At 70.9% G+C, this 14,385-nt stretch carries 12 protein-coding genes and 2 tRNA genes; 9 read left to right on the top strand and 5 right to left on the bottom strand.

Annotated elements, in window-relative coordinates; all coding sequences use genetic code 11:
- Nucleotides 1–9: 9 nt before the first annotated feature.
- On the top strand, nt 10–354 hold the full coding sequence (locus tag NMK44_RS09850; RefSeq protein WP_254740498.1) for a hypothetical protein: 345 nt from the start codon (nt 10–12) through the stop codon (nt 352–354).
- Between the two features lie 14 nt (nt 355–368).
- Here the strand turns inward: NMK44_RS09850 and NMK44_RS09845 are convergent, their stop codons facing one another.
- Nucleotides 369–1,790: an amino acid permease gene (locus tag NMK44_RS09845; protein ID WP_254740496.1), complete on the bottom strand. Its 1,422-nt coding sequence runs from the start codon at nt 1,788–1,790 to the stop codon at nt 369–371.
- A gap of 291 nt (nt 1,791–2,081) precedes the next feature.
- On the opposite strand from NMK44_RS09845, the gene NMK44_RS09840 reads away from it, so the two are divergent.
- Nucleotides 2,082–2,696 (top strand): biotin transporter BioY, encoded by a 615-nt coding sequence (locus tag NMK44_RS09840; protein ID WP_254740494.1) that lies wholly within the window; start codon nt 2,082–2,084, stop codon nt 2,694–2,696.
- A gap of 150 nt (nt 2,697–2,846) precedes the next feature.
- Here NMK44_RS09840 and NMK44_RS09835 read toward each other — a convergent pair whose 3' ends face one another.
- Nucleotides 2,847–4,313, bottom strand: a complete 1,467-nt coding sequence (locus NMK44_RS09835; protein ID WP_254740492.1) for an amino acid permease — start codon at nt 4,311–4,313, stop codon at nt 2,847–2,849.
- Between the two features lie 182 nt (nt 4,314–4,495).
- Here NMK44_RS09835 and NMK44_RS09830 point away from each other — a divergent pair, with 182 nt between their 5' ends.
- Complete coding sequence (locus NMK44_RS09830; RefSeq protein WP_254740490.1) at nt 4,496–4,984, top strand: ribose-5-phosphate isomerase; 489 nt, start codon at nt 4,496–4,498, stop codon at nt 4,982–4,984.
- Complete coding sequence (locus NMK44_RS09825; protein ID WP_254740488.1) at nt 4,984–5,793, top strand: Fpg/Nei family DNA glycosylase; 810 nt, start codon at nt 4,984–4,986, stop codon at nt 5,791–5,793. Before NMK44_RS09830 ends, NMK44_RS09825 begins: the two co-directional genes overlap by 1 nt.
- A gap of 16 nt (nt 5,794–5,809) precedes the next feature.
- Here the strand turns inward: NMK44_RS09825 and NMK44_RS09820 are convergent, their stop codons facing one another.
- The gene (locus tag NMK44_RS09820; RefSeq protein WP_254740486.1) at nt 5,810–7,039 is read right to left on the bottom strand and encodes a GNAT family N-acetyltransferase; all 1,230 of its coding nucleotides are present in this window, start codon (nt 7,037–7,039) and stop codon (nt 5,810–5,812) included.
- A gap of 128 nt (nt 7,040–7,167) precedes the next feature.
- Between NMK44_RS09820 and NMK44_RS09815 the strand changes: the two genes are divergently transcribed.
- From NMK44_RS09815 to NMK44_RS09805, 3 genes are all read left to right on the top strand, one after another.
- Nucleotides 7,168–8,310 carry a PP2C family protein-serine/threonine phosphatase gene (locus NMK44_RS09815; protein WP_254740484.1) on the top strand — a complete coding sequence of 381 codons (1,143 nt, stop codon included), beginning with the start codon at nt 7,168–7,170 and terminating at the stop codon, nt 8,308–8,310.
- A gap of 124 nt (nt 8,311–8,434) precedes the next feature.
- A complete protein-coding gene (locus NMK44_RS09810; RefSeq protein ID WP_254740482.1) occupies nt 8,435–9,283 on the top strand; it encodes an ABC transporter ATP-binding protein in 849 nt (282 codons plus the stop codon).
- Nucleotides 9,280–11,805: an ABC transporter permease gene (locus NMK44_RS09805; protein WP_254740480.1), complete on the top strand. Its 2,526-nt coding sequence runs from the start codon at nt 9,280–9,282 to the stop codon at nt 11,803–11,805. The genes NMK44_RS09810 and NMK44_RS09805 overlap by 4 nt, the downstream gene beginning before the upstream one ends.
- A gap of 94 nt (nt 11,806–11,899) precedes the next feature.
- Here the strand turns inward: NMK44_RS09805 and NMK44_RS09800 are convergent, their stop codons facing one another.
- Complete coding sequence (locus NMK44_RS09800; protein WP_254740478.1) at nt 11,900–13,090, bottom strand: acyltransferase family protein; 1,191 nt, start codon at nt 13,088–13,090, stop codon at nt 11,900–11,902.
- Nucleotides 13,091–13,707: 617 nt separating this feature from the next.
- On the opposite strand from NMK44_RS09800, the gene NMK44_RS09795 reads away from it, so the two are divergent.
- Complete coding sequence (locus NMK44_RS09795) at nt 13,708–13,902, top strand: hypothetical protein (RefSeq protein WP_254740476.1); 195 nt, start codon at nt 13,708–13,710, stop codon at nt 13,900–13,902.
- Between the two features lie 97 nt (nt 13,903–13,999).
- On the opposite strand, the gene NMK44_RS09790 is transcribed toward NMK44_RS09795, so the two are convergent.
- Nucleotides 14,000–14,073 (bottom strand) — tRNA-Gly (locus NMK44_RS09790).
- Nucleotides 14,074–14,246: 173 nt separating this feature from the next.
- On the opposite strand from NMK44_RS09790, the gene NMK44_RS09785 reads away from it, so the two are divergent.
- Nucleotides 14,247–14,323: transfer RNA gene (locus NMK44_RS09785), tRNA-Pro, on the top strand.
- Nucleotides 14,324–14,385 lie beyond the last annotated feature (62 nt).

Raw genomic sequence — 14,385 nt, 5'->3', positions numbered from 1 at the left:
ACCGCGCCGATGCGGCGTGCCGCGGCTGACCCGGTCTGGCACTACCCGGACCACGCCGCCCAGCACCGACTGCTGGTCCTGGACAACGTGGACGATCCGACGGTCCTGGACGAGCACGACCGGAAGCTGAGCGAGGACTCGACGGCACTCGTCGACCAGGGTGCGGCGGGCACCGGCAGCGGCCGGTCCCGCCATCTTGTCGGCCACACCTGGCAGTTGTGCCTGGACGCCCTGGCCGGACAAGGACTGCCGGAGGCGTCAGCGGCAGCTCCTCGAACGACGCGAACGGGTGCTCGGACCCGAGCACCCGTTCGTCGTTCAGAACCGCGAGCGGCTAACCGACTGGCGGGCTGAAGCCCACCCCTGAGTCAGACCTTGCGGGTCACCGCCCGCTGGCGGACGTAGCCGATGATCGCCAGGGCGACCGTCAGACCGGCCGTGGCGTACAGCTGGCTGCGGGTGTCGGCCTCGCGGAGCATCAGGCCCAGCACACCGATCGTGGCGGCCAGCGCCACCCACGTGAGGTAGGGGAACAGCCACATCTTGACCACCAGCTTCTCCGGCGCCTCGCGCTGGAGCCTGCTGCGCATCCGGAGCTGGGCGACGGCGATGAAGGCCCACACCACCAGCACCGCGGCACCGACCATGTTGAGCAGCCACTTGAAGATGGTGTCCGGCCACCAGTAGCTCAGCAGCACCGCGACGAAGCCGAAGAAGGACGAGGCGAGCACGGTGAGCCGGGGGACACCGCCGCTGACCTTGCCCAGGAAGGCCGGGCCCTCACCGCGGGCGACCAGCGAGTACGACATCCGGGAGGCGCCGTAGATGTTGGCGTTCATCGCGGAGAGCAGGGCGATCAGCACGATGACGTTCATGATGTTGCCGGCCGCGGGGATGTCGAGGTGGTCCAGGACCGCCACGTACGGGCCGTCGGCCAGGATCGCCTTGTCGTCCCACGGGATCAGCGTGACGACGACCAGCATGGAGCCGACGTAGAACAGCGCGATCCGCCACATCGCGGTGCGCACGGCCGAGGCGACGCTCTTGACCGGGTTCTCGGACTCGGCGGCGGCGATGGTCACCGTCTCCAGACCGCCGTAGGCGAACACCGAGGCGAGCAGACCCACCACCAGGCCGTCCACGCCATTGGGCAGGAAACCACCGTCCCCGGAGAGGTTGGAGCCGCCCGGGGCGTCGGTGCCCGGGAGCACACCGGCTATCGCCAGGATGCCGAGAACCAGGAAGAGGGTGATCGCTGCGATCTTGAGCGCGGCGAACCAGAACTCGAACTCACCGAAGTTGCTGACCGCCGCCAGGTTGGTGCCGCAGAAGATCACCATGAACAGGGCGACCCACATCCAGGAGTCGGTGCTCGGGAACCACTGGACCATGATCCCGGCGGCGCCGATCGCCTCGGCCGCGATGCCCACGCACAGCAGCACCCAGAACATCCAGCCGGCGGTGAAGCCCGCCCACGGCCCGATCGCCCGCTCCGCGTGCACGGAGAAGGATCCCGAGGCCGGATTGGCAGCCGACATCTCGCCCAGCATCCGCATGACCAGCATCACCAGCAGCCCGGACATGGCGTAGGCGAGCACGATGGAGGGGCCGGCGGCGGCGATTCCGGCACCGGAGCCGACGAACAGGCCCGCTCCGATCACCCCACCAAGGGCGATCATCGACAGATGGCGCTGCTTGAGGCCGTGCGAGAGCGCGGGCGAGGCGGGTGTGCCCGCGCCGCTTGCCTCCATGTCGCGCTGTGGCGCGGAGGACGCAGGAGTCCGATTCATGTGCTCTTCTCTGTCCCTTGGGTGGGGGCGGACGGGTGCAAAACGAGCTCAGTGTGAGGCGTGTGTCCGGTGAGGACAACACTGAGAGCTGGATTGTCTGGATATCGGACACCTCGGTGACGCTCCGTATCGCTCCGTATCGCGGCGTATCGCGGCGCTATGCCAGAAGCCGCCAAGGGCGCGCTCCGCGCTTTGTGGTCAACCGATGGTGATCGGCACGGCCCCGCCGGGTTAGCGTCGCCCTATTGTTCACCACCGCTGTCCACCACCTCTCACCTGGGAGCTTCGCTGATGAGCACCGCCTCGCCCACCGCCCCGACCGGTACGGTCCTCGCGGACGTGGTCTTCCCCGCCCGCGCCGCCGGACGCCCCGACCGGCGCACCCTGGCCCGTGACGCCGTACTGGTGCTCGGCGGCGCCGCGCTGACCGGGCTGGCCGCGCAGGTGTCGGTGCCGGTTCCCGGTTCGCCGGTGCCGGTGACCGGCCAGACCTTCGCCGCCCTGCTGGTGGGCACCTCGCTGGGCGCCGGACGCGGTTTCGCGTCCCTGCTGCTGTACGCCCTGGCCGGGATGGCGGGTATGCCGTGGTTCGCCGAGGGCAGCTCCGGCGCCGCGGCCCCGTCCTTCGGCTATGTGCTGGGCATGATGCTCGCCGCGACCGTGGTGGGCGCCCTGGCCCGGCGCGGCGGCGACCGCGGGGTGCTGCGCACCGCGGGCACCATGGCGGTCGGCTCGGCGATCATCTACGCGGTCGGCGTTCCCTACCTGGCGCTGGCCGCCGACATCTCCTTCTCCCAGGCGGTCGCCGCCGGGCTGACCCCCTTCCTGATCGGGGACGCCCTGAAGGCCGCGCTGGCGATGGGCGCGCTGCCCGCCGCCTGGAAGCTGCTCGGCCGCCGCGGCTGAGCACCCGCCGTACATCGCCGTACACCGTCGTACGCCCTCCCCAGGGGCCGTATACGGAGCCGGGGCCCGCACCATCCACTGGTGCGGGCCCCGGCCCGTTGCGGCGTCGCTCGTCGTCACCCGGAGCCCCCGGAAGGGGCGGGGAGGCGGTTACGGAGCCACGGACTCCTTGGTCTTGCTCTCGGTGCTCTTCGCCTGGTGGCTCGGCGACATCTTGTCGCGGACCAGGGCGAAGGCCACCACCAGCGCGGCCACCAGCGCGGAGAGGAGCACCTGCTCGCGCCCGGCGTCGTCGGTGAGCATGTAGACCAGCACGAACGAGATCATGGCGATGGTCAGCCAGGTCAGGTACGGGAACAGCCACATCCGGACGACCAGCTTGTCCGGGTTCTCCCGCAGGATGATCCCGCGCATCCGGAGCTGGGTGAAGCAGATGACCAGCCACACGAAGAGCGCGATGGCACCCGAGGAGTTCAGCAGGAAGTCGAAGACGGTGTCCTTCCACTGGTAGTTGAACCAGACGGCGACGAAACCGAAGACGACCGAGCCGAGGATCGCGGCCTGCGGGACACCGCGGGAGTTGGTCCGGGCGAAGGCGGCCGGGGCGTCACCGCGCTGGCCCAGCGAGAACGCCATCCGGGACGCGGTGTACAGACCGGAGTTCAGGCAGGAGAGCACGGCGGTCAGCACGATGACGTTCATGACCTGGCCGGCGTGCGGGATGCCGATGGAGTCCAGCGAGGCGACGTAGGAGCCCTTGTCGGCGATCTGCTTGGAGTCCCAGGGCAGCAGGGTGATCACGACGAAGATCGAGCCCAGGTAGAACACCGCGATACGCCAGATGACGCTGTTGGTGGCCTTGGAGACGGCACGCTGCGGGTCCTCGGACTCACCGGCGGCCAGGGTGACGATCTCACTGCCCATGAACGAGAAGACGACCAGCAGCACACCGGTGAGGATCGCTCCCGGTCCGTTCGGCAGGAAGCCTCCGTGGTCGGTCAGGTGGTCCAGACCGGCTCCGGGGTTGTCCGAGCCCGGCAGGACGCCGAAGACGGCCAGTCCGCCGATCACGATGAAGGCGGCGATGGCGACGACCTTGATGCCCGCGAACCAGAACTCGAACTCGCCGTAGGAGGCGACCGAGACCAGGTTGGTGGCGGTCAGCACGACCATCACTATGAGCGCCCAGGCCCACTGCGGTACGGACGGTACCCAGCCCTCGAGGATGACCGCGCCCGCGGTCGCCTCCACGGCCAGCACCACGACCCAGAAGAACCAGTACAGCCAGCCGATGGAGAAACCGGCCCAGCGGCCGAGCGCCCGGTCCGCGTACGCGGAGAACGAGCCGGAGGTGGGGTCGGCCGCGGCCATCTCACCCAGCATCCGCATCACCAGGACGACCATCAGGCCGACGAGGGCGTAGGAGATCAGAATGGCGGGGCCCGCCTTGGCGATGCCCGCACTGGAGCCCACGAAGAGGCCGGCGCCGATCACTCCGCCGATGGCGATCATCGACAGATGTCGGTTCTTGAGTCCGGCCTTCAGGCCGTCGGGGGAGCCGGGGCCGGGGTCACCGGGCCTCTGCTGCTCCGAGGTGGTCGTGGGTTGTGCGCTCATGGGCTCGGTTCCTTTGCTCTCGGGTTACGAGCGACGCCAGTGAATCTCAGGAAGACCGTTTGATGAACCTTTGATTCCGGATTGTTACTTGAGCTTTCCTTGAGGTTCCTTGGTTTCGGCCTGGTTTTCGGGGTCGCATACCCGGCGCGGCAAGGGGGACACGGGCGTGTCACACTCGGGACATGCGCGTGTACCTCGGTTCCGACCATGCCGGTTACGACCTCAAGAACCACCTCGTGGAGTGGCTCAGGGCGGGCGGGCACGAGCCCGTCGACTGCGGCCCGCACATCTACGACGCCCAGGACGACTACCCGCCGTTCTGTCTGCGCGCCGCGGAGCGGACCGCCGCCGACCCGGACAGCCTCGGCATCGTGATCGGCGGATCCGGCAATGGTGAACAGATCGCGGCCAACAAGGTCAAGGGCATTAGGGCCGCTCTCGCGTGGAGTGAGCAGACGGCTGCGCTCGGTCGCGAGCACAACAACGCCAACGTGATCAGCGTGGGCGCCCGTATGCACACGGAAGAAGAGGCGACCAAGTTCGTCGAGATCTTCCTCAACACCCCCTACTCGGGTGAGGAGCGCCACACCCGGCGGATCGAGATGCTCGCCGCGTACGAGACCACCGGCGAGCTGCCCCCGATCCCGGCGCACCACCCCGATCACGGCTGATGCCCGAAGGGCACACCATCCACCGGCTGGCCGCCGACCACCTTCAGCGATTCGGCGGCCGGCCCGTCCGGGCCAGCAGCCCGCAGGGCAAGTTCGCGGACGGTGCCGCCCTGATCGACGGCCGCCCGCTGCACCACGCCGAGGCCCACGGCAAGCACCTCTTCCTGGATTTCGCCGGCTCCGGCTGGGTCCACGTCCACCTCGGGCTCTTCGGGAAGTACGGCTTCGGCCCGGCCCCCGCCCCGCCGCCCACCGACACCGTCCGGCTGCGGCTGGAGAACCCGGAGGGCTTCGCGGATCTGCGCGGCCCGACGGCCTGCGCGCTGATCACCGAGGACGAGAAGCAGGCGGTGCACGACCGGCTCGGCCCCGACCCGCTGCGCCCGGAGGACGACGGTGAGCGCGCCTGGGACCGGATCTCCCGCAGCCGGGTCAGCGTCGCCGCCCTGCTCATGGACCAGAAGATCGTCTCCGGGGTGGGCAATGTGTACCGCGCCGAGGTGCTGTTCCGGCACGGCATCGACCCGTACCGCCCCGGCCGCGGGCTCATCCGCACCGAATGGGACGCCATCTGGGCCGATCTGGCGGAGCTGATGCGCGAGGGCGTGCGGAACAACCGGATCGACACCGTCCGGCCCGAGCACACCCCCGAGGCCATGGGCCGCCCGCCCCGCGTGGACGACCACGGCGGCGAGGTCTACGTCTACCGCCGCGCCGGTCAGCCCTGCCACATCTGTGGCGGCGAGGTCCGCACCGCCGACCTCGCCGCCCGCAATCTCTTCTGGTGCCCCGGCTGCCAACGGGCCTGAGCGCCCGCTGACCGCCTCAGAAACCGTGCGGGAGCCAGGGGGCCCGGGTGCTCAGGAAGGCCGCCGACGCCGTCTGCAGCGCCCCCTCGCGCACCTCCCGTACCCGGCCCGCCCCCGCCAGGGCGTCCAGTGACACTCCGCCGAGGTACGCGGCCCCCAACTCCCGCACACCGAGCCGGAGATCGGGGGCGTCGGAGGTACGGGCGCAGGAGGCGCCCTTGGCGTCGCCGGTCAGCCGCCAGCGCCCCTCGTTCCAGGGGCAGAAGGAGTCGGTGACCTCCAGGACGACGTCCAGCGGGGCGGTGTACGCACGCGCCTCCAGCGCCGCGCCCACGTCCACCAGCCGTACGTGCAGCGAGTCCCGCAGCCGCACCTGGCACCGCCGGATGTCCGAGACCAGGTGCTGCCAGGGATCGTCGACCGGCCGGCCACCGGTGCGGATGACCGAGGTCAGGTCGATCTCGAACAGGAAGCGCCACAGCGCCGCGCGGGACGCCGGGTCCAGGGCCTCCAGATCGCGCAGCACGATCGTGCCCTTGGGGCCCGCCAGGTCCCAGTCCGGTTTGATGGCGAACCGGACGTACCCGGTGACCTCGCCGTCCGACTCGGCCAGCACACAGCGCAGCGGGGACGCGCCCTCGCGCTCACCGGGCGGGTCGAGCACCGGCAGCCGCTCCCACTCCGGCAGCCGCTCCAGCATGCCCGGCCGGGTGGGCACCAGCCGGGCGTAGACGGCCTCGCAGGCCCCGGTCCCGTCGGCCGGGGCCACCTCCCGCAGGGTCACCCGGTCGGTGCCCTCGGGGACGGTGAGCCGCACCCGGTCGGTGTCGATCTCCGCATACGCGCTCTGGGTGGCGATGCCGTAGCCGAACCGGCCGTAGATGTCCGGTTCCGATGCGGTCAGCACCGCCAGCGGCTCGCCCGTGGCGCGGATGTCGTCGAGCTGGCGTCTCATCATGGAGCGCAGCACACCGCGCCGCCGGTGCGTCGCCTGCACACTGACCATGGTCACACCGGGTGCGGCCACCGAGGCCCCGCCGGGAACCGTCATCCGGAAGCTGAAGAGGCCCGCGGTGCCGACGATGTCCGCGCCGTCCCAGACCCCGATCGAGCGCTCGCATTCGGTCAACTCCCGCCAGAGCCCCGATTCCTCGGGCGCTTCGGGAACTCCGCCGAATGCGAGTACCAGCTTTCCGTACCAATCATCCCAAACCGCAGGATCGAGCACGCGCAGCTCAGTCGTCATATTCCCATGCCTAGCAGCCGTTTCCCGTACACGCGAACGAATTTCGCTTACGATTGCCCCCCTGCGCGGGTGGTTCGACGCGCCACGAATCGACGCGCGTCCAAACGGGTGGGTAGGGTCCCGGTGCAATGACAGGCGGCGTGGACACTCCGATGGCCCGGATGCGCAGAGCACTGCACCGGGCTCGCACCGGCGTGCGCAAAGCCGGAGTGGACTACTTCCGCGGCGAGGGCTCCGACCGGCTGGCCCTGGCCATGCTGCTCCTCGGGGTCCCCGCCATCGCCTGCGGCACCATCGCCCAGCCCGACTGGTGCGCCCCCTCCGCCCTCGTACTGCCCATCGTCGCGGGCGGTCTGCTGCTGCGCCCGGCCAGCCTGCTCGCCCTCTACGCGGCCGCCGCCACCGCCCTGATCGTGGAATCCGCCGTCCTCGGCCCCTACACCGAGGAGGACGCCTCCTCCCGGGTCACCCCCGGCACCATCCTGGTCGTCGCCGCCGTCGGCTTCTTCGGCCTGCTGATCGCCCAGTTCCGCAGCCGGGTCGGGGTGCCCTGGCGGCGCGGCGGCACCATGCTGTTCGACCTGCGCGAGCGGATCCGGGTGCAGAGCAAGCTGCCCGGGCTGCCGCGCGGCTGGCACCGCGAGATGGCGCTGCGCCCGGCCGGGGGCCAGTCCTTCTCCGGTGACTTCGTGGTGGCCGCCCGCACCGGCGGCGGCCGCACCCTCGAGGTCGTTCTCACCGATGTCTCCGGCAAGGGCATGGACGCGGCCTCCCGCGCCCTGCTGCTCTCCGGCGCCTTCGGCGGACTGCTCGGCTCCCTGCCGCCGCACGGCTTCCTGCCCGCCGCCAACGGCTACCTCCTGCGCCAGGACTGGGACGAGGGCTTCGCGACCTCCGTCCACCTCGTCCTGGACCTGGACAGCGGCGACTTCGAGCTGTTCTCCGCCGGGCACCTCCCCGCGCTCCAGCTCAGCGCGGGCACCGGCAAATGGGAGGAGAAGGCCGCCGACGGCCCGCTCCTCGGCGTCTACGACGGCGCCCAGTTCGACCCCATCAAGGGCACCCTGCGCGCCGGAGACGTCCTGATGCTCTTCACCGACGGCCTCGTGGAGACCGCCGACCGCGACATCAGCGAGGGCATCGACCGGCTCACCGGCGAGGCCGACCGCTATGTCTCCTCGGGCTTCCACGGCGCCGCCTGGCATCTGATCGAGACCGTCGCCAAGGACGTCAACGACGACCGCGCGCTGCTGCTGATCTGCCGCGACTAGGACGGCCCCCCAGGTCACCGGGGGTTAGCCCCACCCCATACACACCGGAAACCGCCATGGCCGCGGCCGCTCCGCGCTCCGTACGTTCGAGGGGATCGGACGAACTCCTCGGAAGGCGGAAACCATGCGGCTGCGCGGGCGGCGACGCGGGCACCACACCAGCGGGCATCACACCGGCGAGCACCACCCGGCCGGAACCCGCGACCACGCCGTCGAACTGCGGGACGTGCGCCGCAGTTACGGCCGCGGCGGCAGCGCCGTACACGCCCTGCGCGGGATCGACCTCGCGCTGCCGCGCGGCAGCTTCACCGCCGTGATGGGCCCGTCCGGATCCGGCAAGTCCACGTTCCTCCAGTGCGCCGCGGGACTCGACCGGCCCACCGCGGGATCCGTGAGGCTGGGCGGCACCGAGATCACCGGCATGAGCGAGAACAAGCTCACCGCGCTGCGCCGCAGCCGCCTCGGCTTCGTCTTCCAGGCCTTCAATCTGCTGCCTTCGCTCACCGTCGAGCAGAACGTGCTGCTCCCCCTGCGGCTCGCGGGCGTCCGCCCGGACCGCCGCCTGGCCCGCGAACTGCTCGCCCAGGTCGGGTTGCACGAGCACTCCCGGCGCCGCCCCGGGCAGCTCTCCGGCGGCCAGCAGCAGCGGGTGGCCATCGCCCGCGCCCTGGTCACCCGCCCGGACGTCGTCTTCGCCGACGAGCCGACCGGCGCCCTGGACACCGTCACCGCCGCCGAGGTGCTCGTCCTGCTGCGGCACGCCGTGGACGCGCTCGGCGCGACGGTCGTCATGGTCACCCACGACCCGGTGGCCGCCGGCTACGCCGACCACACGCTCTTCCTCGCCGACGGCTCCATCGCCGACCGGCTGCCCCGCTCCCCGGCAGCCGAGATCGCCGAGCGGATGACCCGGCTCACCGGCCGGGTCCCCGCCGCCGCTGCCGCTGCCCTGGCCGGGGGACCGGTCCGATGAGGTCGTTCAGCAACGGACTGGCCCGCGCCGCCGTCCGGTTCAAACCGTCCGCCTTCGCGGGCACCTTCATCGCCCTGATGCTCGCCGCGGTGATCGTGTCCGCCTGCGGGATCCTGCTGGAGACCGGAATCAGAGCCTCCGTACCGCCGGAGCGGTACGCCGCCGCCCCCGTCGTGGCCACCGCCGATCAGAAGGCGCACTACGGCAGCGGGGACTCGGCCGACAGTGCGCAGGTCCCCGACCGGGCCCGGCTGGACGCCTCTCTCGTCACCACCGCCGCCCGCACCCCGGGCGCCGCCGCCGCGGCACCCGATCTGACCTTCCCGCTGCGCACCGCCGACGGCGGGCTGACCGGCCACGGCTGGGGAGCGGCTGCCTTCACCGGTATCGCCCTGGCCGAGGGCAGCGCACCGCGCGGCGGCGAGGTGGTGCTCACCGAGGCCGCCGCCCGCGCCGCGGACACCGGCGTGGGTGGGCGGATCACCGTGACCGCACCCGACGGCGACCACACCTTCCGGGTGTCCGGACTCGCCCGTACCACCGGCGCCGCGCAGTCCGCCGGGGACGAGGGTCCGGCCGCCTGGTTCACCGACCGCCGGGCGGGGGCGCTCAGCGGCCACCCCCGTGATGTCGACGCGATCCTCGTCCGCCCCGGACCCGGCACCACGGCCGACACGCTCGCCGACCGTCTGGAGCGGGCCTTCCGGGGCGCCGCCCACGCACCGGGCGTCCACACCGGCGACGGCCGCGGCGATGTCGAGGAGCCCGCGCTCGCCGAGGCGAAGGAGACGCTCATCGCCCTCGGCGCCTCCTTCGGCGGAGTGGCCACCGCCGTGGCCGTCTTCACCGCCGCGGGCACCGTCGCCCTCTCCGTCGGCCAGCGCCGCCGCGAATTCGCGCTGCTGCGCGCGATCGGCGCCACCCCGCGCCAGATCCGCCGGTCGATCGCCACCGAGGCCCTGCTGGTCGCGCCGCTCGCGGGCGCGGTCGGCTGTCTGCCCGGAATCGCCCTGGCGCGCTGGTGGTTCGGACAGCTCAAGGACAAGGGGGCGGTCCCCGGAGAGGTGGAGTTCGCGCTCTCCTGGCTGCCGCCGTCGATCGCCGTCGGCGCGGTCCTGCTGACCGCTCTCCTGGCGGGCCTGGCGGCCGCCCGCCGCCCCGCGCGGATCGCACCGGGCCAGGCCCTCGGCGAGGCGGCCGTCGAACGGCTGCGGTTCGGACTGATCCGTACGCCACTGGGCCTGGCCGCCCTCGTCGGCGGCTTCGTACTCGCCGGGGTCGCCGCCTCGGCCACCGGTGAGGACGCGGCCAACGCCGCCCTCGGCGTCGTGATGCTCTTCATGCTCGCCGTGGCGCTGCTCGGCCCGCATATCGCCCGGCTGTGCGCCTGGCTGTTCGGGATGCCGCTGCGCGCGGGATCCGCCGCGGCTCATCTGGCGTCCACCACCACCCGGGCCAACGCCGGACGGCTCGCCTCCGCGATCACCCCGATCGTGCTGGCCATGGCCTTCTCCTCCACCCTGGTCTTCCTGCACACCAGTGAGGAGCATGTGACGGCGGAGCAGTCCCGGGAGGGCATCGTCGCCGACCAGGTGCTCACCGCACCCGACGGCCTCCCGGCCGGCACCGCCGGACGGGCCGCGTCCGTCCGGGGCGTCACGGCGGCGGTGGGGGTCCTGCGTACCGGTGTCCTGATCCCGACCGGCTCGGGCGGATCCAGTCCGCTGGAAGGCGTCTCCGCCCAGGGTGTCTCGGGCGGCGGCCGTGCCCTGGCGGCGGTGCAGGACCTGGACCTCCGTACCGGCCGGCTGGACGATCTCGGCCCGGGCCGGGTGGCGGTCGACGCGAACGTGGCGGAGGCGGCGGGCGTCGGGGTCGGCGACCGGCTGCGGCTGCGGCTCCCGGACGGCACCGCTGTGCGGCCGAAGGTGGTCGCCACCTATGGACGGGGTCTGGGCCTCGCCCGGGTCACCTTCCCCCGCGAGGCGCTGACGGCCCATGTGACGTCGTCCTTCGACAGCACGGTGCTGGTACGGGACGACACGGGCGCGGACCGGGCGGCCGTCGCGGCGGCCCTCGGCCGGTTCGGCGCGCAGGTCACCGACCGGGACGGCTACGCGGCCGGCCAGGACGAGGAGCGCGAGCTCAACGCCTGGGCCAACACCACCATGGCCGCGGTCCTCGGCGGCTTCGCCGCCATCGCCGCCGCCAACGCCCTGGTGATGACGGTGCTCGACCGTCGCCGCGAGCTGAGCACCCTGCGGCTGATCGGCTCCACACACCGGCAGATCCTCGGGATGGTGCGCTGGGAGGCGCTGCTGGTGGCCACCGCGGGCATCGCCTTGGGCACGGCCATCGCCCTGGCGACGCTCACCCCGATGACCCGCGGGCTGACCGGGGAGGACCCGTACATCCCGCCGCTCACCTACGGCGCCTTCGCGGGCACCGCCGTGATGCTCGGCCTCGTGGCGACGGGGCTGCCCGCGCGGGCGGCGCTGCGCCGGAAGCGCCGGGGTCTCTAGAGCCGGGGTCTCCGTAGGCGGAGAGGAAGAGGGCCGGAGCCCATGGCTCCGGCCCTCTTCGCCGTTCCGTCCCGCGGATCCCCGGTGGGTGTGCTCAGGCCGCCGTCGTGGTGCGGCTGCGGGCCTGTTCGGCGGGGTCCTTCTTGAAGGCCCACGCCATCTTCGGCTCCATCGCGAAGCGGAAGGCACGCTGGACCGGGGGAGTGCAGAGCACCGTGATCACGGAGGCCGCGATGATCGTGACCGTGATCTCGCCGAGCGGCTTGTGCAGCCACGCGTAGTCGTCGAACCAGCCCCAGAAGCGGGAGCCCTTGGCGAGGAAGCCGTGCAGCAGGTAGCCGTACAGCGTTCCGGCGCCCAGCGCGGTGAACCACATATGGCGCCGCGGCACCCAGGCGAAGAAGCAGCTGACCAGCACGACCGAGCAGCCGAAGAGGGCCAGCGTCATCACCGGACCGGTCCACGGCGGAGCGCCGAGCTCCTGGACGCTGTCCCGGTGGTAGAACCAGGCCGAGTTCATCCGCGGCGCCGCCCAGTAGGCGAACGCCAGGGCGCACAGACCGATCGGCAGCGACAGCCAGCGCACCTCGCGCCGCCGGACCATCTGGAAGTGCTCGGGCTTCATGCACAGGCCCATCACGAAGAAGGGCAGGAACTGGAGCACCCGCTGGAGGTCGAGGTCATCGCCGATGTCGGGGGAGACCGACGCGAGCGTGGCGACCGCCAGCGAGAGCGGGACCGGCCAGCGGACCAGCTTCCAGATGGGCGTGGACAGCCGCCAGACGAAGAGCGCGATCAGGAACCAGGTGAGGTACCAGGGGTCCAGCAGGCTGAAGTCATACGTGGGGTCGTCGTCGGCCCAGCGCTTGAAGAAGGTGTACGCCACCTCGAAGATCACGTACGGGACCGCGATCCCGGTGATGAGCCGCTTGAGCCGGTCCGGCCGCATGTCGAAGCTGCGCGAGAAGTAGCCGGAGATCACGATGAAGGCCGGCATATGGAAGGTGTACACCGTCATGTACAGCGCTTCCGCGGTGCGGCTGTGATCCGTCAGCGGTTCCCAGGAGTGGGCCATCGCGACCAGCACGATCGCCAGGTACTTGGCGTTGTCGAAGAACGCGTCGCGCTGCTTCGGCTTCTGTCCGGCCGGAACGCTCGGGGCGGGCGGGGCCGCCTTGTGTTGTCCTGCTTCGTTGTCCCGCGAGGTGGGAGAGGGGGGCGCCGCCTCCTGGACCGGGGGGAGGGGAGCTCGCTGATAGCCGTGCGGGCGCAGGGAGTTGGTCACAGGCCCTCCCACCAGGAACTGGGAGAAACCGTCCGGGACCTCACTGCGCGAGGGGGAGTCATGGCAGCGTGGAACATCTAAGGCACGATAGCGCCGAAACCTGTATTGCGTAAAACCTCGTTCACTTCTTTGTGGCCAATACCCTCCATAGCTTGGCTGTTAACCCTCGGCGATCAAGTCGACAAAGCGATCCGATCACGTGATTTCACGGCTTTCGCTGTCCGTTCTGTCATGCTTCATACCCCTTAAATGGTGCATATGCCCCGCAGGAGGCTCTGGCGGAATGTCTGATTCATTGATGTTTTGTCACCCGCCCGAGCGACCGCCAGAAGAATTCTGAAATGGCCGCGCAGGCCGCCGGGTTGGCTATCGGACGCGTCTCGAAATTGATGTTCGGGCGACTCCTCGAATTGTGGGCAGCGTCACCCGTGTCCGCTTGTGTGATGGATTACCGGATGGGTACCGGAGGGGTGGGTGGGCTACGGGCACTCCGCCGGTGGCCACTTCACCCCGCTGCTGTGGAGCGGGAGTTGGTGGCACGATGGTGACCGCGGGGGTGTGCGGGGTCGCGTGCTTCCGGGCCGGAGACGTGTGCGACCGAGGGTGCGTGATCAGCTGTGGTCATTTCTCTGTCACTGGTGGTGCTGGTCGGCATCGTCCTGGTGCTGATGATCCGCAATGGCTCGATCAAGTGGGGTCCGGGTCTGGTGGCGATCCTCTTCGGCTTCCTGCTCGCCTCTTCGGACCTGGCACCGGACATCCAGGACTTCCTCGACTCGGTCGCGAACGCCATCAGCGACATAGACGTCTGACCCCGCCCGGCATCAAGGCATCAAGGCCCGGCATCAAGCGCGCACCACGCACAACGGCCCGGTTCCGGACATGATCCGGAACCGGGCCGAGGGCCTGTGGAGCGGGCGACGGGAATCGAACCCGCGTAGCCAGTTTGGAAGACTGGGGCTCTACCATTGAGCTACGCCCGCGCGCGCCGCATGCGCCCGGTCAGACCGGGACGGCACCGTCCGGAACGATCGCCCGGCGTGCGGCACGGCATGCATCGTAGCGGGTTCCGGCGGTTCCCCGCACACCCTTGCCCACCAGTCGAATATCCGGCGGCCAGGGCGTCCGCGGCCATGTACCCTACGTGTCGCACCGACGGGGTGTGGCGCAGCTTGGTAGCGCGTCCGCTTTGGGAGCGGAAGGTCGTCGGTTCGAATCCGGCCACCCCGACCATCACCGGCGACAAGATCGCGTTGTGGGGCGCGTCAGCCGTGCGGTTACTATGCAAGCTGCGC

The sequence above is a fragment of the Streptomyces cucumeris genome (assembly GCF_024295805.1).
GTDB lineage: Bacteria > Actinomycetota > Actinomycetes > Streptomycetales > Streptomycetaceae > Streptomyces > Streptomyces cucumeris.
The sequence above is the reverse complement of the archived record's forward strand: the minus strand, read 5'-3'. Positions and strand labels throughout refer to the sequence as shown.